The sequence below is a fragment of the Paenibacillus sp. FSL H7-0716 genome, from assembly GCF_038002705.1.
GTDB classification, from domain to species: domain Bacteria; phylum Bacillota; class Bacilli; order Paenibacillales; family Paenibacillaceae; genus Paenibacillus_AQ; species Paenibacillus_AQ odorifer.
This window is the reverse complement of record NZ_JBBODA010000011.1, coordinates 111,272-135,399: the sequence shown is the minus strand read 5'-3', so window position 1 is coordinate 135,399 and position 24,128 is coordinate 111,272. Positions and strand designations below refer to the sequence as shown.

The following is a 24,128-nucleotide window of genomic DNA, read 5'->3' as shown; positions in this document are numbered from 1 at the left end:
ATCGGGATTTGAGCACAGTACAGCATCCATTACTGAGAAGAAAGTTACTTGGCTGGAGCTATTTTATGATCTGCTTTTTGTAGCAGCAGTTTCAAAAGCGAGCCATGTCCTATTGCATGTAGAGGCGGGTACAATCCCACTTGAATACTTATCCAAATTCATCTTAATATTTATTCCGATCTGGTGGGCTTGGGTAGGGCAGTCGCTTTTTGTAAATCGGTTTGGTCAAGACATCTTTTTACATCGGATATTCTTGATTCTACAATTATTTTTTGTATTAATAATGACGGCGAGCTTGTCGGTTAACTTTGATCAATATTATATGCCATTCTTAATTGGTTATGTTGGTTTGAGAGCTATGACAGCCATTCAATATCTTACGATAAATAAGAATGAAGCGGCTGATAGAAAGGGCACTGCCCGGTATTTGGGAAGCAGATTTTGGATTGGATTAGTGATTTCTTCTTTATCACTTTTCTTTGACTCTTGGATGCGTTATGTAGTTTTGTATGCGGGAATTACTGTAGACATTCTGCTTCCATTAGTAGGCCGGAAATACTTGGTGAAAAGTCCGATCAATACTCATCATTTATTGGAACGCTTCTCGTTGTTTACGCTTATTCTGCTTGGCGAATCAGTGGTCAGTATCCTTGCGGTCTTACAGTCTAGCCACTGGACGTGGCAATCTATTGTATTTGCATTATTAACTTTTCTATTAATCATAGCTATGTGGTGGCAATATTTTGATAATGTTGAAAAGAAAGTGGACAAGACTATAGAGACTGCCGGACAAACCATAATTTACGGGCATTTATTTATTTATGTATCCTTGAGTATGATTGCAGCTTCGATCCAACTGTTATTTTTAGATCAATTAAATTATACATTTATGGTGTGTTTTGTTTTTGGATCGGTCCTGCTCTACTTCTTCTCTACCTCACTGGTCTTCCATAAATATAGACATATACAGCAACGGTTAGGAATATTTCATTTGGCGTTATTATTAGGTTTACTTGGTGTTTTTTTCGCAGTAGATTTGTTGTTCCTTATACCTAATTACCTGATCATTGGTGAAATAATGTTATTTTTTGTGGTATATGCAAAAGTAACGACGTAAGCTTGTTGTGCCAAAGCTGAATAAGAAAACAAGAAGGAAGGCGATCCATGTGATCGGCTTCCTTCTTGTTTTAGATCCCATGAAATATAATTTATCTGGTTACGATCGAACGGGGAGGCTTATTTCATAACATGTATAAGATTGTATTTTTTGATGTGGACGGTACTCTAGTAAGTGAAATTGATAGAAGCATTCCGCTTAGCACGCTAGAAGCAATTGAGAAGTTGTTAGAGAGAGGAATTAAAGTCGTAGTTGCAACAGGGAGACCGCATAACTTATGTGAAGAGTTCAAGTCTATGGGCATTGATACCTTTATTTCTGCTAACGGTGCGCTTGTCAAATGTAAGGATAACGTTATCTATAAATCAACGCTTTCAACAGAAACCGTGCGGGAACTCTCGGCTTTTGCTGAGTTGAACGGACATGGCATGTCCTATTTCACCGAACTTATAACCATGAACGGAATGGGTTCCGAGGATGAGCGCGTTATGAAGGCATTAAAGGAGACTTTGAGTCTTACACAATATCCCGAAAAAATGAGCGCTCTGCCAGAGGAGGTTTACTGTATATGCTTGTATGCGGACGAAAATGAAGCGCAAAAATTCCAAGATAGATTTTCTGAATTACGGTTCGAACGTTTTCACGGATACGTTATGAATGTGCTTGAAGAAACAAAAGTTTCTAAATCAACGGCGATTAAACAAGTGCTGGATTATCTGAATATATGCAAGTCAGAAGCTATCGCGTTTGGTGACGGTGGAAATGATATCGACATGTTGGAGTATGTGGGATTGGGCATTGCGATGGGAAACGGTGCGGAACAGTTAAAACAAAAAGCCGATTTTGTTACAAAAAAAGCAAGTGAAGGCGGGATAGCCTACGCATTAAAGAAATTTGGTGTCATTTAAGCTTGCAGCAAACGAGTTGAAGAAAAATTAAGAGCGATCATTTGTACAAATCTAACAGCGACAGCCAAGACTTTATCAGTCTATGGCTGCGGCTGCTTTATGGATTGTGTGGTACCCACACATAGAACTGCATGTGATTTCTGGTTCTTACTGCCCTAGAAGAGCTGGCACAATAAATCGGCCGAAAACATTTGCAGGAGAGCCTTTTTTGTACTTATCCGCGGTGATAACGGCAACCAGCTCGTAAGCAGGAACTACAATGATATGCTGCCCTTTAAAGCCGAGTGCAAAATAATAAGGGATCTCGTTCGGCTGTTGCTCTGAACCTGCATTGAATTGGGATACCCACCAATGCCAGCCATAGAATCCTTTTTGCGGATGATTGGCTTCAACGTAAGGGCGAGTAGATTGCTGAATTGTATCTGAAAAAAGGATCTGCTGATCCTTCCAGCGTCCCTCCTGCAAATAAAGTAAGCCGAATTTCAGCATATCCTCCGGCTTCAGATGAAGTCCGAACCCACCGGTATGTATGCCTTGCGGATCGCTCTCCCAGTGATAGCTTTGAATGCCAAGCGGTTGAAACAGCTGATCTTCGGCAAATTCCGCAACCGCCTGTCCAGAACAATCACGCAGGATTGCGGACAAGAGCTGAGAGGAGCCTGAGTTATAAGTCATCACGGTTCCTGGTGTATGAGCTAATGGCTGTGCAAGCACAAATTTTATCCAGTCTGCGGTTTTAGTCATGGCCGGAAAAGAATTCTGCCCGCCGAACTCTGTCCAGTTAAAGCCACCGGTCATCGTTAATAAGTGTTCGATAGTGATCTCTCTTTTACGTGGGTCATGATCTTCTTTTAATGAAGGGAAAAATAAAGAAATAGGTGTGTCTGGAGGTGGAATAATTTGTTTTTCTATGGCTATGCAAACTAAGGCGGAGAGTACGCTTTTGGTGCACGAGTTGATTTTGCCAAGCTCTTCAGAGATTTGTGGATCGCGGTAATGCTCCAGTATGGGTTCTCCATGTTGAACGATTAGACAACTGCGAATGTCTAAGTTAGTAATACCGTCAATAAGCGGCTGAAGGTTCCAGTCAGTAATGTCGGTGACCCCCTTTCTAGATGAATTATAGCTGCAACTGTTTACCATTATAGCTCACATCACAAAAATGTCGTAATTTCCTGTCGTTAAATAATTATGGAAAATACAAGAAAAAATCTGTATAATAATATGAATCACGTGTTAGAGGAGGATGAATTCTTTTGAAAAGCAATAGTACTCTTTTTGTTCATCAAACAGCTAAAACGGTATTAATCACTTCCGTTGCACTCGCGTTACTCTTACCCCCTGGCTTAGCCGCAGCCGATTCTATATCTGTTAGCAGCAACACTTCCGTAACGCAGGTTAGTACGCAATCAGCGGCTCCAGCTACGACTACGAACTCTGAGGCTGATCCTGCAAAAGTAAAATTCACGCAGGAGCAAGCCATTGCAAAGTTAAAAGAACTATTCCCACCCCTAAAGGATGCAACTGTAAACAATGTTCAACTGGGATCTAACCAAAGCTACCCAGCTCCAGCAAATCAAATGATCTGGCATATTCAGTGGCAGGTTCAAGAAGGGAATATAGGATATGGTTTTAGCAGTGAGGTAGACGCCATTAATGGTGATATCATCAACACCTATCTCTCTTTCTCCCAGGAGAAGAACGAATCGTATTATCCACCGAAAGTATCGCAGACTCAGGCATTGGAGATCGCCAAGACTTTTGTGGCTAAGGCAGCCTCATCGGTTAAGAGCAGTGAGCTGCAATTAAATGAGAATGTTGGTTATAGTTATTTTTCGGAATCATTATTCGGTCCTGTTCAATATGGATATAACTTCAGTATTCTGAAGAATGGTATTCCTTCTGGTTCGGACAGCATTAATATAGTTGTGGATGGTAACGGAAATGTAACGCAATTCTCTAAGTCTTCTCAAGGGCTTGAGTACCCGTCTGCACAGCCCAAGATTACCTTGGAGCAAGCACAGAAGCAATTTGCGGAACAGTTCGATGTGGGCCTATTTTACATTCCTATTTATAAGAACGGAAAACCTAACAACTGGATTCTAGGCTGGCGTCCAATAGATCAGTCTCTATATCCTATCGATGCATTAACGGGCAAGCGGATAGATTATGAAGGAAAAGAATCCGTATCCACCTCAGTTGTGTATTCAGAAGTAGTGAAGAGCAAGGATGTTTTTCAGGCAAGAAGTTCTAGTACAGAGCTTTCTGCAAAAGAAGCAGCACAGCTTGTAGAGAAGGTTGCCTATATCCCAGCAGATCGTAAATTGATCTCGCAAACCTTGAGAAATGACTATCAGGATTCAGATCGAAAAATCTGGCAGCTATACTGGGGCAGTAATGGAAATGATCGTTACATTGGTGCTGGCTTTCCAGAACAATCCTCTGCCGAGATCGATGCAAAAACCGGTGAAGTATTGCAGTACCAGGTTCAAGCTTATGGTGCTATTCAGGATAAGAAAAAGGAAGAGCCGGCACCTGCTGGAGGTAAGAAGCTTAGTGAGGCTGAGGCGAAGGTGAAAGCGCTTAGTATAATTAATAGTCTATATCCTCAGGCGAGCCAGAAGCTAAAGCTGGTAGAATACGGGGATAATTCGAGTTTGACTTCAGACGGATCAGGATATGGATACCAGTTTATTAGATATCATCAAGGAATTCCTGTGAGTGACAGCACCATTACGGTAAGCTTGGATCTTTACGGCAGACTGACTTCTTACATGGGGAATCGGATAAGCGGTATCGATGGAATCACATTATCGCCTGATGCAACAATTTCCAAGAAAGAAGCGCTCGAAAGTTATAAACCTAAATATCAGACTAAACTGAAGTATACTCAGGTTGGCGGATACAATACTTATAGTAACTATGTCGCACCGAAGGTGAAGCTGGTATATGAAACAACCTTTGATGAATCTAATGGATTGAATCAGGTTTTGGATGCAGCTACTGGAAAATGGGTTGCGGTGTATGATTACCTCGGTCAGCAGGATGCTCAACTATCTGCAACGGATATCAAAGGCCATGCAGCAGAGCGGGAATTATCAGAATTGGTAAACCACCATGTGATTACACCGGATGCCGATGGCAAAGTGAACCCGGATCAAGAAATAACTGTCGGTGATTGGTTAACCTATATTGCTAAAGCTTCTAGTCCGATGTTCAGCAATTATTATAATAATAATGAACGAAAAACGGTGGCAGGCGTGAAGCCAGAGAATTCATATTATGATGCAGTTATTTTTGCAGCGGATCGTAAATGGATCAATAAGGATGAAAGCCTGCAAGTAGAGAGTAAGTTAACCCGGGAACAGCTTGCTGTTCATCTGGCTAATTTCTTGAAATACAATAAACTAACAGCTTATCTTGATAAAGATGTGACTGTAAGTCAGTTTAGTGATAGCTCAGCTATAAACAACAAGGGGGCCGTGGCTCTTGTTGTGAAATTGGGACTCTTAAAGGATGACAACGGCAAGTTTAATCCGCAGCAGAATGTAACAAAAGCGCTGGCGGCTTCGGTGATTATGAAGCTAGTGGAGCTGCAAGGAAAGACTGATCAGATCATAGGTCAATAAGTGTTAAAAAGACAGCCAGGCAGCGATTCTCCGACGATTGGAGAATCGCTGCCTGGTTTTTTAGTTTGCAGCGCGGCGGATTGACTAAAGCATCTCTATCTGGCAGATGCAGTTTTCGGTCTCCACCCAGCATTTTTTTTGTGCGCCGATTCTTGCTGGAATCCGCGAAATAACTGCATTCTATACAGTTATTTCTTATGCAAAAGGTGAATGTGTATCTTTAATTGCATTCTCTGCAACTAAAAACTAGAGAATTCACCTATCGGCGAGAAAAGCAAGAATATAAGTGTACGAAATACACTTATATCCTTTGGCTGAGTGATTTGATGCATTATAAGTGTACTAAATACAATTAAACGCGTAATGCCGCGTAATTCAATGCTGAATTCAACGCTGAATTTATCCTCAGGGCAATCCTCAACGCAATCCTCAACGCAATCCTCAGTCCATACCTCCTACACTATGTACCGACGGCTCACTATATAGGTAATCTTGATGGCTAAGATTCTTAAGGGGTAGCATAAGGATCAGCCTCTTTTTTGTGTAATTAATTACCAATACATAGACACTTACAAACTCACAGTATTATGATAATCAGAGTGACCCTAAAACGGAGCTTTGTTAGGCGAACATGAATAGGTAAAGAAAAGATACCGAATGTAAACGGTTCACACTCGCTGTGTTAACGCTTTCTTCTTACAATTAGGATATAGAAAATAAGGGAGGTTCAATAGATGAAAAGAAAGATTAAAGGCTTGCCTTTAATGGCATCGGCCATAGTTTTATCATTAGTTTTCAGTGGTTGCTCCAGCAATAATAGTGGAAACAGTAGTAGTTCCGCAGAGGGAAACACTAGTGCGCAAACGGAAATGGAAGGCGGCCCTTTAACCAAATATGATCCGCCGATCAAACTTCGCTCCACGATGAACGAAACAGGCAAAGAGACGTTGGCGCAGGGCGATACACATTCCAATAACATCTGGACCAGAGGATACGAGGAAGAACTTGGGATTAAAGTGTCCTATGACTGGATTGTGGCTGATGCCAACTATAACGATAAAATGAACGTTACTTTGGCGAGCGGGGATTTACCTGATTTGTTAAAGGTGTCCACGGTGCAATTCGAGCAGCTTTATGAAGCTGGCATGTTGGAGGATTTGACCGGGGTATTTGATAAATATGCTTCGGATCTTGTCAAAGAATATTACGCAGAAGAGGACGGAGCAGGGCTAAAGCCGGTTACGAAAGATGGAAAACTGATGGCGATGGTAAGCTTCCCGGGTTCGCTGGATTCCTCTGATATGATATGGATTCGAAAAGACTGGATGGACAAGCTGAATCTGGCAGAGCCCACATCCATGCAGGATATTATTAAGATTGCAGAAGACTTTACATTTAAAGATCCAGACGGAAATGGCAAACAGGATACTTACGGCATTTCGTTGAACAAGGACTTGCCAATCAATGCGTTTCTACTCGGGTATCATGCTTACCTGGAAACTTGGATCAAAAACGCCGATGGCGAGGTTGTGAATGGTACGATTCAACCGGAGGTAAAGGCTGGACTTGCGGAGCTGCAAAGATTGTATAAAGAAGGAGTCATTGATCCAGAGTTTGGGGTAAAAGACTTTGCCAAAGCGATGGAGGATGTGAATGCTGGTAAATCCGGTATGTTATTTTTGCCGCAATGGGCCCCTTTCCAAGTAAAGGACATGATTAAAAAGGATCAAAATGTTAACTGGGTGCCTTATCCAGTACAATCTATTGATGACCAACCTGCCAAAACCCAAAACCATCTTACAATTGGCGGCGTATTCGCGGTCCGTAAGGGCTACGAACATCCAGAGGCATTGATCAAGCTGCTTAACTTCCAAGCAGAGAAAATGTTTGGGGAGTCCGCTAAAACGGAACGGGCAAAATATTTGAACGGGGACACAGGTCTGGGCTTCCAAAATGCGGTTGTATCCAACCTGCCACCGAACAAAAATGTAAAGGCACAGGATGAAGTGGAAAAAGCCCTTGAATCGGGGGATACCTCAAACATGGGCCTTGAAGCTAAATTATTCTATGATGATATTCAAAGCTACCGCGGTGGAGATCTTGATAAATGGCATATGGAAAGGATCTTTGGACCGCTTAGCTCACAATCGGTTATCAAACACTACCGCGATAATGACTTGGTGTTGATGAATGAGTTCATTTATGCCCCAACCAAAACGATGAACAGCAAAGCGGCTACCTTGGATAAACTGCGTGCAGAGACCTTTGTCAAAATCATTTACGGAAGTCTTCCTATCGATGAATTCGACAAATTCGTAGCCAACTGGAAAAAGCTCGGTGGAGATCAAATTACGAAAGAAGTAAATGATATCGTAAAAGCAAACTAGTAAAAACGACGCAGAAGAGGACTGCCCCTAGTCATGATAATGACAAACGGGCAGTTCTTTTTTTGGCTGAGCAGCTATTCGGTTCGATAACCAGGTCAACAAAAGATACTTAAAGTCAATACGCTACACTATTAAGGCAATTTGGGGCTGCTCTATAATTGAGATACAAGGAGGAGAAAGCATATGCACTTTAATACTAAGCAATTTCTACGTAATATTCCGCTCCATTTGATGATTTTACCTGCCTTAATAGTGATCATTATTTTTAGTTATATTCCGATGGCTGGCCTTGTAATTGCCTTCCAGAATTTTTCCCCGATTTCAGGGTTTAAGAATATGAACTGGACAGGGCTCGAAAACTTTCGTTATTTGTTTGAGCTTCCCGGTTTTGGTCAGGTCGTATGGAATACTGTATTTATCTCCGTCATGAAAATTATTGCTGGGCTGACCTTGCCAGTTATAGCGGCTTTATTGCTTAATGAGGTTCGTGTAAACGGCTTCAAACGTTCGATTCAGACGATTATTTATATGCCGCACTTTTTCTCATGGGTTATCTTGGGGGGGATTATCGTAGATGTACTGTCTCCGAGCAGCGGGATTGTTAACATGCTTTTAAAAGCACTAGGCATGCAGCCTATTCAATTTCTAGCCGACAATAGCTGGTTCCCATACGTACTAGTGATCACAGATCAATGGAAGGAGTTTGGATTCGGGACGATCATTTATTTGGCGGCTTTAACCAGCATTGACTCCTCCCTTTATGAAGCTGCTGTAATCGATGGTGCCGGAAGATGGAAGCAGACGTGGCATATTACGCTTCCGGGCATTCGCCCGATTATGATCCTGATGCTTACACTCAGTCTTGGCAACGTCCTGAACGGGGGATTTGACCAAGTGTTCAACCTGTACAATCCGCTAGTGTATGAATCAGGTGATATTTTGGACACGATGATTTACCGAATTGGTCTACAGGATGCTCAGTACTCTGTATCGACCGCATTAGGATTGATAAAATCTGTAGTTTCCTTCGTATTTATCGGGCTGGGTTATTATCTGGCGTATCGTTTTGCTAAATATCGGATTTTTTAGAGAGAAAGGAGTGGACTAAATGCACCATACTTCAACTGCTTATCGTTGGTTTCTCCGCTGCAATTATGTATTTCTGACTTTGCTCGCAGTGCTTTGTCTTTTTCCGATCGTGAACATTCTGGCGATCTCCTTTAGCTCCAGCGCAGCTGTTAACGCGGGTAGCGTAACCTTCTGGCCTGTGGACTTCACACTTTCTTCCTATAAATATATCCTTCAGAACAACCAGTTCATTCATTCCTTCGGAACTAGTCTGCTCCGGGTAGTGCTTGGCGTATCCGTTAACCTGTTGTTTACGATTCTAGTAGCTTATCCGCTGTCTAAAGAGGCAAAGTCCTTCCGCTCACGGACCGTGTACGCCTGGATTTTTGTGTTCACGATGCTCTTCAGTGGGGGTCTGATTCCTGGCTATTTAATTGTAAAAGAAATGGGGCTGCTGGATAGCATCTGGGCGCTTGTTATACCGGGCGCGGTGCCGATCTTTAATGTTCTGCTTATGCTCAATTTCTTCAGAGGTTTGCCAAAAGAATTGGAGGAAGCCGCATGGATGGATGGCGCGGGACACTTACGCACGTTATGGAGTGTGTATCTGCCGGTATCTATGCCAAGTATTGCGACCATTACGTTGTTTGCTTTGGTGGGTCACTGGAATGCATGGTTCGATGGTATGATTTATATGAGAAGCCCGGAACATTATCCGCTGGCCACCTATTTACAATCCATACTTCAGCAGGTATCGATCCAGACTGAAAATATTACTTTTGAACAAGCTGCGTTATTAAATCAAATCTCAGACCGTACAACGCAAGCCTCACAGATCTTCTTGTCTATCATTCCGATCCTGGCGATTTATCCGTTCCTGCAAAGATATTTTGTGCATGGACTAGTCGTGGGTAGTGTAAAGGGTTAAACTGGACTGGACCTAAATATAAGAAGGAGCCTGAACATGGCTCCTTCTTTATTATTATTCGATAAAAGAGGGACAAAATTCCAATGAAATCATTCTCCATCGGGTGGAACCCCGATTCCATTGTGATCAAGCTGATCGGAGCTTTCCTATTGGTCATGCTTCCGCTCTGTGCGCTGAGTATATCTATTACCTATTATAGCTCCAACCAAATGCAAGCTGAAGTGGAGAGGGCGAACGAATCGAAGGTTCATTTTTACTATAGCCATCTTGAATTTGAGCTGCAACGGATAACGGGCTTAGTCACGGAGTACTCTCAGGATGAAACGCTGGCTACCTTCAGTACCCGTATTCCAATTATGAGCCGGTACGAAGTGGATTCTAATCTGAACAATATATACACCAAGCTAAAACAAATCAAAGAAACCAGTCCTTATATTAGTGATGTTGTGTATTATGTACCGGAAATTAATAAGCGGGTTAGCGCTGCGGTGGGGGTTAGGGATGTCACCAACGAGGAATGGCAAAGTCTGCTGGCCACTATGGGCAATCTAAAGGGTGCTTTATCTAAATACGAAGACGAGTTATATTTACTGCGCAGTAATCCCTATAATCTGGATCGCAATCTTTCACCTAATTTTTTGCTGGGAGTGAAGCTTTCCTCACCTGAGCTTGAGTTGCGTTTGAAAGAATTTGCGGTATCAGGGGGGAGCGATATTACGTTAGCCTTCGGCAATAACGATTATGTGATATCAACTTCTGACCAAGAGCCCAGGTTGTTCCCCATAGAAAAACCGCTAAATAGTGAAGAGACTGTAAGTGTGCAGCGGTATCGTTTTGATAATTCTTTTTACTATTCGCTCTACGATCACAGCAATAACTTTAGGCTGACCGCAAATATTCCCAACACGGTGCTCATGAAGCCGATTCATGTCTACTCATTGCTGCTATGGTTGTTGTTCGTTGTCTCGATAGTGATCATTATCTTGTTCTCTTTATGGACGTACAGGATGATTCATCGCCCGATGTCTATTCTTATCAGAGGATTTAAGAAAGCGGAGCAAGGGCAGACGGGGATCTTTATTACTCACTCCCGCAGGGATGAGTTTGGGTATCTGTATTCTCGTTTCAATGAGATGCTTAAGCATCTGAATACGTTAATTGATGAGAACTACGTGCAGCGTATCCGGACAGGGGAAGCGGAGCTTAAACATTTACAATCGCAGATCACCCCTCATTTTCTCTATAACAGCCTATTTAGCATAAAACAGATGGCTGAGGTGGAAAATGTTGAGTTGATCAAGGAGTTCTCCGATTATTTAGGGCAATATTTTCGGTACATGACCCGGGATTCCGCCCAGGAGGTTACTTTGCAGCAAGAGCAGGAGCATGCTTTGGTCTATCTGGCTATACAGCGGATTCGTTTTGGCGCGAGAATTAGAGCTGAAGTGGATGAGATTGCAGCGGATTGCCGGAACATCAAAGTCCCGCGGGTTCTCCTGCAGCCCATCATTGAAAATGTATTCGAGCATGGGCTTAAGCAAAAAAGCAGCAATGGCCTATTAAAAATGAGTTATGAAAAAGTTGAGCATACGCTGACTATTATAATAGAAGATAACGGTGACTCACTTAGTGAGGACAAGTTAAATCTCTTGCAGCGCCAGTTCTCCGAGCAGAATGCCATTCAGGGGGAAATCACGGGTTTATTAAATGTGAATCAGAGATTGAGGATCAAATTTGGTTCCCCTTATGGCTTGCAGGCAGAGAGAAGTTGTTTGGGCGGACTTTGTGTAAGAGTCAATTTACCGCTTAAAGGGGACGTGCAGGATGCAACGAATGATGATAGTTGATGATGAGCCTAATATTTTGGATGGGCTGTACGAATTTTTTGTAAAGGCAGATTTTAAAGATTTGGAGATCATAAAGGTTCATTCAGCGGATCATGCCATAGACTGGCTTAATACCGTAAAAATAGATATTGTGCTTAGTGACATCTGTATGCCAGGTATGGATGGGATGGCGTTGATTCAGGAAATTGTCGACCGCTGGCCGCGTTGTAAAGTAATTCTGCTGACAGGACATAATGAATTCGATTTTGCCCATCAGGCGATCCGAAATCCTTGTGTAGTCGACTATTTATTGAAGACAGAGGGGATGGATAAAATTCGTGCCACTGTGGAGCTGACTTTGGAGAAAATATCTTCAGAAGAGGATTATTTCTATAAAAGCCAGTGGCTTCGCGATAAGCTCCCGCGTGCTCTGCCCCAGTTACAGCAGCAGTTATTACACGATATTCTAAGACGCACCGAACGGATAGACCGGCAGAGCTTACAGGTTGAATTTGACGCCATTCAGCTCCCGTTCAAAGCGGATGGACCCGTCCTGCCTATTATTCTGCGGATGGAGGCTTGGCGGAATTATGAAACGGCTTCAGACCGGAGTTTAATTCGTTATGCGGTAGCCAATATTGCGGAGGAGCTGCTCAGCGACAAGGTTGAAGTTAAGGCTGTGGATCTGGATCCGGGAACGATAGCTTGTTTTGTTCAGCCTAAAAGTGAAAGTGTGCCCTCAATCAGGGAAGAAGAGCTTTGGTTAAAAACGCTCCGCTTCGTCCACGGAACAATGGAATCCGTTCAGCAAGCCTGTGGCAAATGTCTGCAACTATCTGTGTCTATCATCGCCAGTGATCAGGAAGTGCATTGGCATGAGCTGAACTATGCCTTGAACCGTTTACGATTAGCCATTTTTGATAGCCCCGGACTTGGGATGGAAAAGCTGCTGAGGATAAATACCAAGGAAGTGAGCCCAAGTCCAGGTTCTATGCATAACCGAAATGCAACAGCGGAACTGCTGCTCGACTATTTAAAACAACGGCTGCTTGAGGGTGATCTCGATTGGGGCACATCTTTTCGCAAATGGGTGGAGATCTCGGGGGAAGGTGGGCCGGAGGATCCTTTTTTGAGATTAAGATTAATGTCGGGGATCAGTAATACCCTGCTGCAGACTTTACAAGAGTTAGGTTTAACGGAAAAAGCCCATAGCGGTATGAATTTATCACGTATGTTATATTTTAATATCAACACACACTGGTCGGATGTCATCTCTTTTTATCACACGTTTTTTGAATGGATTATCTCGAACAGAAGCGCAACCTATAAACATGATGAATCGAATATCCTGTCCATGATCCACCAATATATTAAATCCCATTTGGCCGATGATTTGTCCTTAACCCGGATTGCGCAGGAAGTCTCACTTAATCCGTCCTATCTGTCACGCTGGTATAAAAGAACGACAGGGAAGGGGATTTCTGATTATATTCTGGAGAAAAAAGTGGAGCTGAGTAAGGAGCTGCTGCTTGGAACTGCTCTAAAAATGCACGAGATCTCCGGCCAGCTCGGGTTTAGTGATCAGCACTATTTTTTTCGATTCTTCAAAAAAACCGTTGGCTGTACGCCGCAGGAATATCGAGAGCAAAAACGAGGATAAATAACAATACCCCGAAAGACGGACACCTGTTCAGAAGGTGCATCTTTCGGGGTATTGTTTGTGGCTGTATTTTAACGATTATTTACCGAGTTGTTTGTCTACTTCTCTAACCGGATTCTCGCCAACATTCTCTTCAACCTTGTGGCTACTCATAAACCAGCCGATTACAGCGATGAGTACGAGCACAACGTAGAAGGTGGCTTTCCACCAGGTACTATGGGCGAAATCTTCGGACAGAACACCAAGTGAAGGGTGCGCCAATGTAATGACTGAGAGCTTAACACCCACCCAACCTACGATAAAGAAGGCTGCAATTTCAAGCCCTGGACGGGAATGCAGCAGCTTAACGAAGAAGGAAGCTGCGAAACGCATAATGACCAGACCGATAAATCCACCGGCAAAGATGACGAGGAATTGTCCGCCATCGAGACCCCCGATTTTTGGAAGACCACTTGCAGGAAGAGCAACCGCGAGTGCAACTGCGGCTAGGATGGAATCGACCGCGAAGGCGATGTCAGCGACTTCTACCTTCAGAACAGTAAACCAAAAGCTGGATTTCTTTTTATTGACCGCACCGTCAGTGCCGCTTTCAGCAGCTTCATCTGTGACGGGCTTCTTAAACAACAGTTTTCGGAAAATATGATTACCCGCGATAAATAATAAATAAATCGCGCCGATGGCTTGTACTTGCCAGATATCGACCAGATAGGAGATGACAAATAGCGAACCGAATCGGAACACGAACGCCCCCGCTAATCCGTAAAACAACGCTTTTTTTCTTTCCTCATCAGGAAGGTGCTTAACCATAATTGCCAATACCAATGCGTTATCTGCGGCGAGTAGTCCCTCTAGTGCTACCAGAACAAGCAATACCCAACCGTACTCTAATAATAATCCCCAATCCATTACTGTTGTCCTCCCTTTTTGAATGCAAATATCTACCAAAAGATATCTACCCTACCATTTTAACCAAATTTATATAAAAAAGACCTTTACCAAACAGATTAGCCTTTGGAATAAAGGTCTAACCTGATTGGTAAAGGTCTCGCTAACAATGTGAATTGCCAATAAAGCCGGAGAATATCCTCATATTCTCGTATTGACGACTTTATTTAACAGCTACTCCCCTTTACGGGATATATTAAATTTTTAAGATTATTCAATGTGTTCTTGCCTAAAGAGATCATATACGAGATGAAAGTCATTGTCAATAAAAGTTGCAGAAATAAATGGATTCTATCTTTTAAGAATCATTAAAATGGCCAGAAACATGACATGATGACGGGAATCAACAGAGATTGAATAAAAATGGAAACGGAAACATGATACATATAGGTCATATAAACTAACATTTAATATGACGAAACTGCAAACATAAGGAAAAACAGGACTTAAAAAGGAAAAACTCAATTGACGAGGTTGGTTGATGAAAATATGATGAAACTAATCAAAGCAATCAAGCAAGATTTGTGTTAACTAAAGTTACATTATCTGTTCTATTAAAGTGAGTTTTACTGCGAAGAAGTACTAGAAGTTCATGCTGCATAAAACTTTTAGGAGGTGGGGAAATGCCGCAGACGTCATCGAGGTTATCCATTGAAGCAGAGGAGGAGCTCAGCCGCCATCCCTGCTACAGCGAGGAAGCTCATCGTTTTTTTGCTAGGATGCACATCCCGGTTGCTCCCGCCTGTAACATCCAATGTAATTACTGCAACCGAAAATTCGATTGTGTGAATGAAAGCAGGCCTGGTGTAGTTAGTGAAGTGCTAACTCCAGAGCAAGCTGAAAGAAAAGTGAAAGGTGTAGCCGCACAGCTGATGCAATTGTCGGTAGTTGGGATTGCAGGTCCGGGTGATCCGCTGGCGAATCCAGAACGAACCTTTGACACGTTCGAACGAGTCAAGCGGCAGGTCCCTGATGTTACTCTTTGCCTGAGTACTAATGGATTGACCCTTTACAGGCATGTAGATGCCATACTAGCGCTAGGTATCCGTCATGTCACGATCACCATCAATGCCATTGATCCCAATGTGGGCCGTGAAATTTATCCATGGGTTGTTGACGAAGGGATCCGGTACGAAGGACAAGAAGCAGCGGAGCTGCTGATCAGCCGCCAGCTTCAAGGTTTGGAGCTGCTGGCACAGCAAGGCGTTCTTGTTAAAGTTAATTCCGTTATGATTCCAGGGGTCAATGATCATCATCTCCCTGAAGTATCGCGAACAGTTAAAGCGCTTGGGGCAACTCTGCATAATGTGACGCCTTTAATTATCGCACCGGGAAGTCAGTATGAACGGGATGGGCGCAAGGCGCCGCGTCCTAAAGAACTGCACAACCTGCAGGAAGTGCTTGGGCGCGAAGGGATGAAGGTCATGCGCCATTGTCGGCAATGCCGTGCTGATGCCATTGGGCTGCTGGGTCAGGATCGTAATCAGGATTTTATATTAGAAAAGATGGATGCAAATCCAGTTATAAATGAGCAAGCTAGAGCGCTTTTTCAACGTGAACTTGATGCCAAAATCCGTCAGCGTGTCAAAGCCAAAGAGCTAAGGCAAAACTCTTTCCAGCAAGGGCAGCACACCACCAAAGTCGCTGTTGCTACGCGTGGTGGGGATAAGGTCAATCAACATTTTGGCCACGTGACAGAGTTCATGGTTTATGAAACAGATGGAGTAAGCGTGAAGCTGCTAGGTGTCCGAAAGATTCAGGCCTATTGCCACGGTAAAGCGGATTGTAATGGGGATAAGAATACCACGCTACAAGAAATTATTTCTATATTACAGGACTGTCAAATATTGCTCTGCTCTGGTATTGGCGATGTCCCTCGCGCCAGCTTAAATAAAGCCGGAGTATTGCCTCTGGTGCGTAAAGGTGAAATACAGGATGCGATTCTCGAAAGTGTGAAGATCAGCTCTTATTTTGAAAATATATCGATTTCGAAGGGATGATGAATGATGAGACAAATAGCTTTTTACGGTAAGGGCGGTATCGGTAAATCCACAACTTCGCAGAACACTTTGGCGCAGCTCGCCACTAAATTTGGTCAAAAAACAATGATCGTAGGCTGTGATCCTAAAGCGGACTCCACACGGCTGATTTTGAACACGAAAGCTCAGAATTCAGTGCTCCAATTGGCAGCAGAAAGAGGAACGGTTGAGGATTTGGAGCTCGAGGATGTAGTTCAGTTGGGATATGGCGACATTCTTAATGTGGAGTGTGGTGGACCTGAACCGGGTGTGGGTTGTGCCGGCCGCGGGATTATTACAGCTATTAATTTTTTGGAGCAGCAAGGGGCTTATGAAGGATTGGATTTTGTATCCTATGACGTACTTGGTGATGTGGTATGTGGTGGATTTGCAATGCCGATCCGTGAGAATAAAGCACAGGAAATTTATATCGTATGCTCCGGGGAAATGATGGCTATGTATGCGGCCAATAATATTGCGCGCGGAATTCTAAAGTATGCCAACAGCGGTGGCGTAAGATTGGGCGGTCTGATCTGCAACAGTCGTAATACGGACCGTGAGGATGAGCTCATTATGGAGCTGGCACGCCGTTTGAATACACAAATGATCCATTTTGTCCCGCGGAATAATGTGGTTCAGCATGCAGAGCTGCGAAGAATGACTGTAGCCCAATATAATCCTCATCATCAGCAAGCGAGAGAATATGAGATTTTGGCAGAAAAGATCCTGAATAACAATATGATGACAATCCCGACTCCGATTTCTATGGAAGAGCTGGAGGATTTACTCATGGAATTTGGTGTGATTGAGGATGAAGAGACGGCGCTGAAAAAGCTGAAGGCATCTGGCCAATAATTAGGTTCGTCCGGTGAACAGGAGTGGAGAGAAGGCTGTTCACCGGATCATTCTATGGGATGAGGAGGGTTCAGAATGGGGCTTAATATCGAAGATAACCAAAAGATGCTCGAAGAGATTCTTGAGGCTTATCCGGAAAAGGCACGAAAGGATCGTCAGAAGCATTTTGAAATCAATAATGAAGAGTTAATAAACTGTGGCAAATGCGCCATCAAATCGAATATGAAGTCCCGTCCGGGGGTTATGACCCAAAGAGGATGTGCTTATGCCGGTTCGAAGGGTGTGGTCTGGGGCCCGATCAAGGATATGGTGCATATCAGCCATGGTCCTGTAGGTTGTGGGCAATATAGCTGGGGAACAAGACGGAATTATGCCAACGGAACACTGGGGATTGATAATTTTACGGCTATGCAAGTGACGAGTGATTTTCAGGAGACAGATATTGTATTTGGCGGTGACAAGAAGCTTGAAGTCATTTGCCGTGAAATTAAAGAAATGTTCCCACTGGCTAAAGGAATTTCGATCCAATCAGAGTGTCCTGTGGGGCTAATCGGAGACGATATTGAAGCGGTGTCCAAAAAAATGTCTATCGAGCTAGGTCTCCCGATCATTCCCGTTCGTTGTGAAGGGTTCCGTGGGGTTAGCCAATCCTTGGGTCATCATATTGCTAACGATGCGATCCGTGATTTTCTGATGGGAAAGAAGGAGCTTGCGGAATGTGGTCCTTACGATATTAATATTATCGGAGATTATAACATCGGTGGAGACGCTTGGGCTTCACGCATTTTACTGGAGGAAATGGGTCTGCGTGTTATTGCGCAGTGGTCTGGGGATGGAACCATCAATGAATTGGCGATCGCGCATAAGGCGAAGCTCAATTTGATTCACTGTCATCGCTCCATGAACTATATGGTAACGACGATGGAGAAAGCATATGGGATTCCTTGGCTGGAATACAACTTTTTCGGGCCGACCAAAACCGCTGAAAGCCTTCGAGCCATCGCCGCAAGGTTTGATGAGTATATTCAGGAAAACTGCGAGAAGGTCATCGCTAAATACACGCCACAAATGGAGGCGATTATCTCTAAATTCAAACCCCGGCTGGAAGGTAAAAAGGTCATGCTGCTGGTAGGCGGATTACGTGCCCGCCATACACTGGGGGCTTACGAGGATCTGGGGATGGAGGTAGTGGGCACAGGTTATGAGTTCGCTCACAAGGATGATTACGAGAAGACATTTCCTGAACTTCCGGAAGGCACTATTATCTACGATGATCCAACCGCTTACGAGCTGGAAGAGCTTGCGCAAAGACTTGATATTGATCTGATGGGCTCGGGTGTGAAGGAGAAATATGTGTATCACAAGATGGGTATTCCTTTCCGGCAAATGCACTCCTGGGATTATAGTGGTCCTTACCATGGCTATGATGGGTTTAAGATTTTTGCTAAGGACATGGACATGACCATTAACAGCCCAGTGTGGAGCTTGATTAATTCAGGGAAAACAGGATCACTCCCTAAAAAGGAGGCGGGCGTATGAAGGATAAACTGGAGATTCCAGATTACAATACATTATTTCAAACTGAACCCTATGTGAAGCAACGCGAAGGAAAAAAAGCATTCGAGGCACCCTGCAGTGAGCAAGAGACAGCAGAAGCATTAGCCTACTCGAAGTCGTCTGAATATAAGGATAAGAATTTTGCCCGCACCTCACTGGTAGTTAATCCTCATAAAGCATGCCAGCCTCTAGGAGCCTTGATGGCTGCGCTGGGATTCGAGAAAACTCTGCCGTTTATACATGGCTCTCAAGGCTGCACTGCGTATTTTCGTAGTCATTTAAGCCGTCATTTCAAAGAGCCGACCCCCGCGGTTTCTTCCTCTATGACAGAAGATGGTGCGGTGTTCGGAGGGATGAACAATCTTATTGATGGTCTTGAAAATAGTGTGGCGCTCTATAAGCCAGAGATGATAGCTGTTTCTACTACATGTATGGCTGAGGTTATAGGGGATGATCTGCAGGCTTTTATATCAAATGCCCGCCAGAAGGGTGCAATTTCGAACGAAATTCCAGTGCCCTACGCCAACACGCCAAGTTTTTCGGGATCACATATTACAGGCTACGATTCCATGTTAAAGTCCATCCTTAGTACCTTGTTCATCCGCTCTGGGATTGAAGCTACCCCTGGCAGTGGAGAGGGAACTGGAGAGAAGCTGAATGTCATTTTAGGGTTTGAGCCTTATACGGGGAATTTTGCGGAAATTCGAAAAATCCTTGCCGCGTTTGATACAGGCTACACCTTCCTTGGTGACCACAGCGGCAATTTTGATTCCCCGGCTACAGGTGAATATTCCTATTATTATGGGGGAACGAAGCTGGCGGATGTGCCGAAGGCAGCTAATGCGTTGGGCACTCTTTCACTTCAGAAATATTCTGTCAAAAAAACATTGGATTACATCAGCAGCACATGGAAACAACAGACCGTTGCGATGTCGACTCCGCTGGGCATTCATGCGACAGATCGGTTAATAGAGTCTATTAGTGAATTAACGGGATTGCCCATTCCGCCTGAGCTTGTGGAAGAACGTGGCCGGGTAGTAGATGCTTTGCTCGATAGCCACCCTTATCTGCATGGCAAACGAGTGGCTTTAGTTGGTGATCCGGATTTGCTGATCGGCCTGATTGAATTCTGTCTGGAAGTCGGTATAGAGCCTATTCATATTGTGTGCTCCAATGGGGAAAACGGATTTAAAGAAGAAGCGAAAGCTCTGCTTGCTGCCAGCCCCTACGGGGCAGAAACGACAGTTCATATCGGAAATGATTTATGGCATATGCGCTCTCTGCTGGTTGATGATCCTGTAGATCTGGCCATTGGAAGCTCTCATCTTAAATTTGCTGCCAAAGATGCCAACGTTCCTTTGATCCGTGTAGGCTTCCCTGTCTTTGACCGCCATCATCTGCATCGATATCCAATTATCGGTTATCAAGGTGCCTTGAACTTGTTAACTACTATAGTAAATACAATCCTGCAGGGGTTGGATGAGGATTCATCTGGCTTCAACCACGATCTTGTTCGTTAGTCCAATATTTATCGTAGTGACGCTAAATAACTGAGCATTTTAAGAGTAAGGAGTATTCAGTTACGGGAGGTGGTACGATGGAGTCCATCAGAAACGATGTATTCGACGCGCAAGCTTGCGGGAGCTTAACTCCGAAATCGAAACCATGTCCACGCCCCAAGCCGGGCGAAGCGGCTGGGGGCTGCTCCTTTGACGGAGCCCAAATCACGCTGCTGCCGATCATGGATGCTGCGCATCTTGTCCATGGGCCGGCTGCTTGTGCCGGGAATAGCTGGGAAAGTAGAGGGGCTTTGTCAAGCGGGCCTTCGCTTTCACAATACGGATTCACTACAGATCTCAACGATAACGATATTATTTTTGGTGGAGAAAAGAAACTGAAAGATAGCATTGACTATATTGCCGGGCGCTTTATGCCTCCGGCAATATTTGTATATGCGACCTGTGTGACAGCTTTGATTGGCGAGGATTTGGATGCGGTATGCAAGGAAGCGGCAGGCAGATTGGGGCTTCCTGTGATCCCCGTGAACAGCCCCGGATTCGTAGGCAGTAAGAATCTCGGAAATCGGTTGGCTGGTGAAGCGCTGCTACAATATGTCATTGGCACAGGTGAACCAGAGATTGAGATTCCTTTAGGTGTGAATTTGATTGGGGAGTACAATATCGCGGGTGAAATGTGGGATATCGAGAAATTAATGAAGAGTGTTGGAATTACGCTAATGTCCAGAATTACAGGGGATGCAAGATATAAGGAAATTACATGGGCACATCATGCAAAAGTGAATATGGTTGTGTGCAGCCGTGCATTGTTAGGTCTGGCAAAAGAAATGGAGGCAAGATACCACATTCCCTATTTCGAAGGCTCCTTCTATGGGGCCAAGGAGACAACTTATTCCTTACGTCAAATGGCTTATTTGCTGAATGACCGTGAGATGGAGCGGCGTGTGGATCGGTTGACGGAACGAGAGGAAAGCAGACTGATTCAGGAGCTGCGGCCCTACCGCAAGCTGCTTAAAGGAAAGAAAGCAGTTCTCTATACGGGTGGAGTAAAAAGCTGGTCGATTATTTCCGCACTGAAGGAGTTAGGCGTTCAGGTGGTAGGTGTAGGCACGAACAAAAGCACGGAAGATGATGTACGGCGTATAGCGGATCGTGTTGGTGATGACACCGAATATATCCCGGAGGGCGGGGCAAGCCGAATTATCAAAACCGTCCGGGATCGTAAGGCAGATATTATGATTGCTGGCGGACGGAATATGTATGTGGCAATGAAAGAGCAGATTCCGTTTATTGATATTAATCAAGAAAGACACAAGGCCTATGCTGGTTACGAAGGTTTACTAAGGCTGGCTAAGGAGCTGACGTATTCTCTTGCTAATCCAATCTGGAAGCTGGCTGCCAGTGCCGCTCCCTGGGATAAGGGGGAAACTTCCTATGACCGTTAACAAAAGGAGTAAACCGACTTCGGTTAATCCAATGAAAATAGGTCAATCCCTTGGTTCCGTACTGGCATTTCAGGGTTGCTACAAGGCATTGCCTATTGTGCATGGTGCGCAAGGTTGCTCCGCATTTCCGAAGGCGCTGCTTACCCGGCATTTTCGCGAGCCTATAGCCGTACAGACCTCTGCTTTGCAGGAGATGGATGTAATCTTTGATGCGAATCGTAATTTAGAGGAAGCTCTAAATACCATACTCAGTAAACACCGACCAGACATTATAGGCATTATTGGGACTGAGCTGACGGATGTGGCAGGAGTGGATTATCAATCCATGCTCAAGACCTATAAAAGGGAGCGGAACATGCGGGGTGGGCTTGCTTTTTCCGTCACCTTACCAGACTTTCGTGGTTCATTGGAATCGGGGTTCAGCTCTACCGTGGAGGCGCTGCTTGATGAGATGATCCAGCAGGTAGGCCATCGGGGTTCAAGGAGTGTGAATTCACGTCAGATTACCCTTTTGCCGGGATCATTTCTGACGCCGGGTGATGTGATGGAGCTGAAAGAAATGATATCCTCCTTCGGTTTTGAGGTAATTGCTGTACCTGATATTTCGACCTCTTTGTCTGGGCATCTGCTGACAGGATTTTCACCGCTAACAAGAGGTGGGGTGCCTCTAGATTCGATGCTGCAAAGCTTGCATTCGGGTCTAACCATTGCCATCGGCGGAAGTATGGAGCGTCCAGCTAGAAGACTGCATAATGCGCTGGGAACTCCCTACAAAGTATTCGAGAGTGCTATGGGGCTTAAAGCAACGGATGATATTTTGCAATTCCTGCATCAAATTAGCGGGGAGCCGGTACAGCTTCGTTATTGCTGGCAACGGGAGAATTTATTGGATAGCATGCTGGATGCTCATTTTCAATTTGCGGGGATGTCTGCACTTGTTGCGCTGGAGCCAGATCATTTGTATACCGTATCTTCTTGGCTTGAAGAGCTGGGGGTGGAGCAAAAGGCTCTGGTCACTTCCTATGAAACTCCTTTGGTGGTTGAGATGGAACGAGAGGTATGGGTCGGTGATCTGGATGATGTTGAGTTTTTGGGTAAAGGTGCAGATTTATGGATCGGTAACTCACATGGGATAAATGGAGCGGCGCGGTTAGATGCAGCATTTATGGCGGCTGGATTTCCCGTTTGGAATGAGCTTGGTGCTTATATGGCCACCTCTGTAGGGTATCGGGGAGCGATGGAGTGGACGAATAAAGCGGCGAATCTGTTAATGCGAAGGGAGGAGGAACATCGTGAAAGTAGCATTCGCTACAGAGGATGGAATTAGAGTGAATGCCCATTTTGGGCAGAGTCCGATGTTCGCCATTTATAAAGTTACCAAAAGTGGCGGGGAGCTTATAGGTCTTCGTAAACTGCCAACGATTCTCAATCAGGATGAAGCGGGCAAAATAGAGAGTCGTCTGGAGGTGGTAGAGGATTGCACGCTAATATTCATCATGCAGATTGGAGCCTCAGCAGCGGCAAGAGTCACACGTCGTAAAATTATGCCGGTAAAGGTTCCACCAGGCAGTCCTATCGATGAGCAAGTGAAGCGGCTTGTTGAAATGCTACAGGGCAAACCACCGATGTGGCTAGCCAAGGTATTACATGCTGAAAATGAAGCGGAAGGGGCGAGTGTAGATGGATCCCATAGCTAATGAGCGTGCTGCATTAATGGGCCGGGTTGCTCCGGAAGCGGCAGTATTAAAACGCCGTAGTCGAACCACGGAGAAAGAGCTGGATAAAGATATAGCAGAGATGTTCATACGCCGGTTGTGTCAATTGCTTGATACAGAAGACTTTTTTGGAAGGCATGCTTCTCTTTCACCACAGAAGAAGATCGAACGATTGTTTCTCGCTTCCCCTGAAGACAAGAACAAATCTGATTTTAACTGCGCGGTTTCTCCAAAGGTCCGTTTGCAGGTTCCTCTCTTGTTTCAGGCGGTGGCGGGCGTGGTCGAGGAGAAAAGTGGGGTTCTGGTTCAGAGTTCTTCTGAAATAAACGGGGAAGGATTTGGGCGTGCTCTTTTATATAGTGATCGGATTATTCTTGTGTTAAAAAGCTTGAGAGCAGGTTTTCCGTTTCCTTTTACCTCTGAGGAGAAAGTAATTCGCTACGGCGTTGCTTGTGTAGAAGAAGGGTTGGCCTTTATGGATAAATTTAATGAAATGACAGCTCTCTATGGAACGGAGGGTCTGGAGGGTTAGATTCTAATGATGCAGCTCAGC

Annotated in this window: 18 protein-coding genes; 16 read left to right on the top strand and 2 right to left on the bottom strand. The window is 44.4% G+C overall.

From position 1 onward, the window contains the following. Positions 1-28: 28 nt before the first annotated feature. A complete protein-coding gene (locus tag MHH60_RS16345; protein ID WP_076138183.1) occupies positions 29-1,117 on the top strand; it encodes a low temperature requirement protein A in 1,089 nt (362 codons plus the stop codon). A 131-nt stretch (positions 1,118-1,248) separates the two neighbouring features. Beyond that, the gene (locus MHH60_RS16340) at positions 1,249-2,025 is read left to right on the top strand and encodes a Cof-type HAD-IIB family hydrolase (protein ID WP_076138104.1); all 777 of its coding nucleotides are present in this window, start codon (positions 1,249-1,251) and stop codon (positions 2,023-2,025) included. A 147-nt stretch (positions 2,026-2,172) separates the two neighbouring features. Here the strand turns inward: MHH60_RS16340 and MHH60_RS16335 are convergent, their stop codons facing one another. Further along, a complete protein-coding gene (locus MHH60_RS16335) occupies positions 2,173-3,168 on the bottom strand; it encodes a serine hydrolase domain-containing protein (RefSeq protein WP_081389151.1) in 996 nt (331 codons plus the stop codon). A 113-nt stretch (positions 3,169-3,281) separates the two neighbouring features. Between MHH60_RS16335 and MHH60_RS16330 the strand changes: the two genes are divergently transcribed. From MHH60_RS16330 to MHH60_RS16305, 6 genes are all read left to right on the top strand, one after another. Continuing rightward, positions 3,282-5,654, top strand: a complete 2,373-nt coding sequence (locus MHH60_RS16330) for a YcdB/YcdC domain-containing protein (protein WP_076138106.1) — start codon at positions 3,282-3,284, stop codon at positions 5,652-5,654. A gap of 734 nt (positions 5,655-6,388) precedes the next feature. Beyond that, positions 6,389-8,041, top strand: a complete 1,653-nt coding sequence (locus MHH60_RS16325) for an extracellular solute-binding protein (protein ID WP_076138126.1) — start codon at positions 6,389-6,391, stop codon at positions 8,039-8,041. Between the two features lie 183 nt (positions 8,042-8,224). Then, positions 8,225-9,130 carry an ABC transporter permease gene (locus MHH60_RS16320; protein WP_076138128.1) on the top strand — a complete coding sequence of 302 codons (906 nt, stop codon included), beginning with the start codon at positions 8,225-8,227 and terminating at the stop codon, positions 9,128-9,130. A gap of 19 nt (positions 9,131-9,149) precedes the next feature. Further along, positions 9,150-10,037 (top strand): carbohydrate ABC transporter permease, encoded by an 888-nt coding sequence (locus tag MHH60_RS16315; RefSeq protein ID WP_076138130.1) that lies wholly within the window; start codon positions 9,150-9,152, stop codon positions 10,035-10,037. An 83-nt stretch (positions 10,038-10,120) separates the two neighbouring features. Continuing rightward, on the top strand, positions 10,121-11,884 hold the full coding sequence (locus MHH60_RS16310; RefSeq protein ID WP_076138132.1) for a sensor histidine kinase: 1,764 nt from the start codon (positions 10,121-10,123) through the stop codon (positions 11,882-11,884). Then, positions 11,862-13,523, top strand: a complete 1,662-nt coding sequence (locus tag MHH60_RS16305; RefSeq protein WP_076138133.1) for a response regulator transcription factor — start codon at positions 11,862-11,864, stop codon at positions 13,521-13,523. Before MHH60_RS16310 ends, MHH60_RS16305 begins: the two co-directional genes overlap by 23 nt. 78 nt (positions 13,524-13,601) lie before the next feature. Here the strand turns inward: MHH60_RS16305 and MHH60_RS16300 are convergent, their stop codons facing one another. Further along, complete coding sequence (locus tag MHH60_RS16300; RefSeq protein WP_036679597.1) at positions 13,602-14,429, bottom strand: TerC family protein; 828 nt, start codon at positions 14,427-14,429, stop codon at positions 13,602-13,604. Positions 14,430-15,091: 662 nt separating this feature from the next. Here MHH60_RS16300 and nifB point away from each other — a divergent pair. The 8 genes from nifB to MHH60_RS16260 all read left to right on the top strand — a co-directional run bounded on the left by nifB (position 15,092) and on the right by MHH60_RS16260 (position 24,107). Then, positions 15,092-16,468: a nitrogenase cofactor biosynthesis protein NifB gene (gene nifB / locus MHH60_RS16295; protein WP_076138135.1), complete on the top strand. Its 1,377-nt coding sequence runs from the start codon at positions 15,092-15,094 to the stop codon at positions 16,466-16,468. A gap of 3 nt (positions 16,469-16,471) precedes the next feature. Beyond that, complete coding sequence (gene nifH / locus MHH60_RS16290) at positions 16,472-17,341, top strand: nitrogenase iron protein (protein WP_235219430.1); 870 nt, start codon at positions 16,472-16,474, stop codon at positions 17,339-17,341. A 75-nt stretch (positions 17,342-17,416) separates the two neighbouring features. Next, positions 17,417-18,880, top strand: a complete 1,464-nt coding sequence (gene nifD, locus MHH60_RS16285; protein WP_076138138.1) for a nitrogenase molybdenum-iron protein alpha chain — start codon at positions 17,417-17,419, stop codon at positions 18,878-18,880. Next, positions 18,877-20,418: a nitrogenase molybdenum-iron protein subunit beta gene (gene nifK / locus MHH60_RS16280; RefSeq protein ID WP_076138139.1), complete on the top strand. Its 1,542-nt coding sequence runs from the start codon at positions 18,877-18,879 to the stop codon at positions 20,416-20,418. Before nifD ends, nifK begins: the two co-directional genes overlap by 4 nt. A 77-nt stretch (positions 20,419-20,495) precedes the next feature. Then, positions 20,496-21,860: a nitrogenase iron-molybdenum cofactor biosynthesis protein NifE gene (nifE, locus tag MHH60_RS16275; protein WP_076138141.1), complete on the top strand. Its 1,365-nt coding sequence runs from the start codon at positions 20,496-20,498 to the stop codon at positions 21,858-21,860. Further along, the gene (gene nifN / locus MHH60_RS16270; protein ID WP_076138143.1) at positions 21,850-23,187 is read left to right on the top strand and encodes a nitrogenase iron-molybdenum cofactor biosynthesis protein NifN; all 1,338 of its coding nucleotides are present in this window, start codon (positions 21,850-21,852) and stop codon (positions 23,185-23,187) included. Before nifE ends, nifN begins: the two co-directional genes overlap by 11 nt. Then, a complete protein-coding gene (locus MHH60_RS16265; RefSeq protein ID WP_076138145.1) occupies positions 23,153-23,557 on the top strand; it encodes a NifB/NifX family molybdenum-iron cluster-binding protein in 405 nt (134 codons plus the stop codon). The genes nifN and MHH60_RS16265 overlap by 35 nt, the downstream gene beginning before the upstream one ends. Then, positions 23,541-24,107, top strand: a complete 567-nt coding sequence (locus tag MHH60_RS16260; protein ID WP_076138147.1) for a DUF269 domain-containing protein — start codon at positions 23,541-23,543, stop codon at positions 24,105-24,107. The genes MHH60_RS16265 and MHH60_RS16260 overlap by 17 nt, the downstream gene beginning before the upstream one ends. Positions 24,108-24,128: the final 21 nt, after the last annotated feature.

Coding starts and splice junctions, on each gene's coding strand:
- MHH60_RS16340 (WP_076138104.1), top strand. CDS start 1,249: ATGTATAAGATTGTATTTTTTGATGTGGACGGTACTCTAGTAAGTGAA.
- MHH60_RS16335 (WP_081389151.1), bottom strand. CDS start 3,168: ATGGTAAACAGTTGCAGCTATAATTCATCTAGAAAGGGGGTCACCGAC.
- MHH60_RS16325 (WP_076138126.1), top strand. CDS start 6,389: ATGAAAAGAAAGATTAAAGGCTTGCCTTTAATGGCATCGGCCATAGTT.
- MHH60_RS16320 (WP_076138128.1), top strand. CDS start 8,225: ATGCACTTTAATACTAAGCAATTTCTACGTAATATTCCGCTCCATTTG.
- MHH60_RS16315 (WP_076138130.1), top strand. CDS start 9,150: ATGCACCATACTTCAACTGCTTATCGTTGGTTTCTCCGCTGCAATTAT.
- MHH60_RS16310 (WP_076138132.1), top strand. CDS start 10,121: ATGAAATCATTCTCCATCGGGTGGAACCCCGATTCCATTGTGATCAAG.
- MHH60_RS16305 (WP_076138133.1), top strand. CDS start 11,862: ATGCAACGAATGATGATAGTTGATGATGAGCCTAATATTTTGGATGGG.
- MHH60_RS16300 (WP_036679597.1), bottom strand. CDS start 14,429: ATGGATTGGGGATTATTATTAGAGTACGGTTGGGTATTGCTTGTTCTG.
- nifB (WP_076138135.1), top strand. CDS start 15,092: ATGCCGCAGACGTCATCGAGGTTATCCATTGAAGCAGAGGAGGAGCTC.
- nifH (WP_235219430.1), top strand. CDS start 16,472: ATGATGAGACAAATAGCTTTTTACGGTAAGGGCGGTATCGGTAAATCC.
- nifD (WP_076138138.1), top strand. CDS start 17,417: ATGGGGCTTAATATCGAAGATAACCAAAAGATGCTCGAAGAGATTCTT.
- nifK (WP_076138139.1), top strand. CDS start 18,877: ATGAAGGATAAACTGGAGATTCCAGATTACAATACATTATTTCAAACT.
- nifE (WP_076138141.1), top strand. CDS start 20,496: ATGGAGTCCATCAGAAACGATGTATTCGACGCGCAAGCTTGCGGGAGC.
- nifN (WP_076138143.1), top strand. CDS start 21,850: ATGACCGTTAACAAAAGGAGTAAACCGACTTCGGTTAATCCAATGAAA.
- MHH60_RS16260 (WP_076138147.1), top strand. CDS start 23,541: ATGGATCCCATAGCTAATGAGCGTGCTGCATTAATGGGCCGGGTTGCT.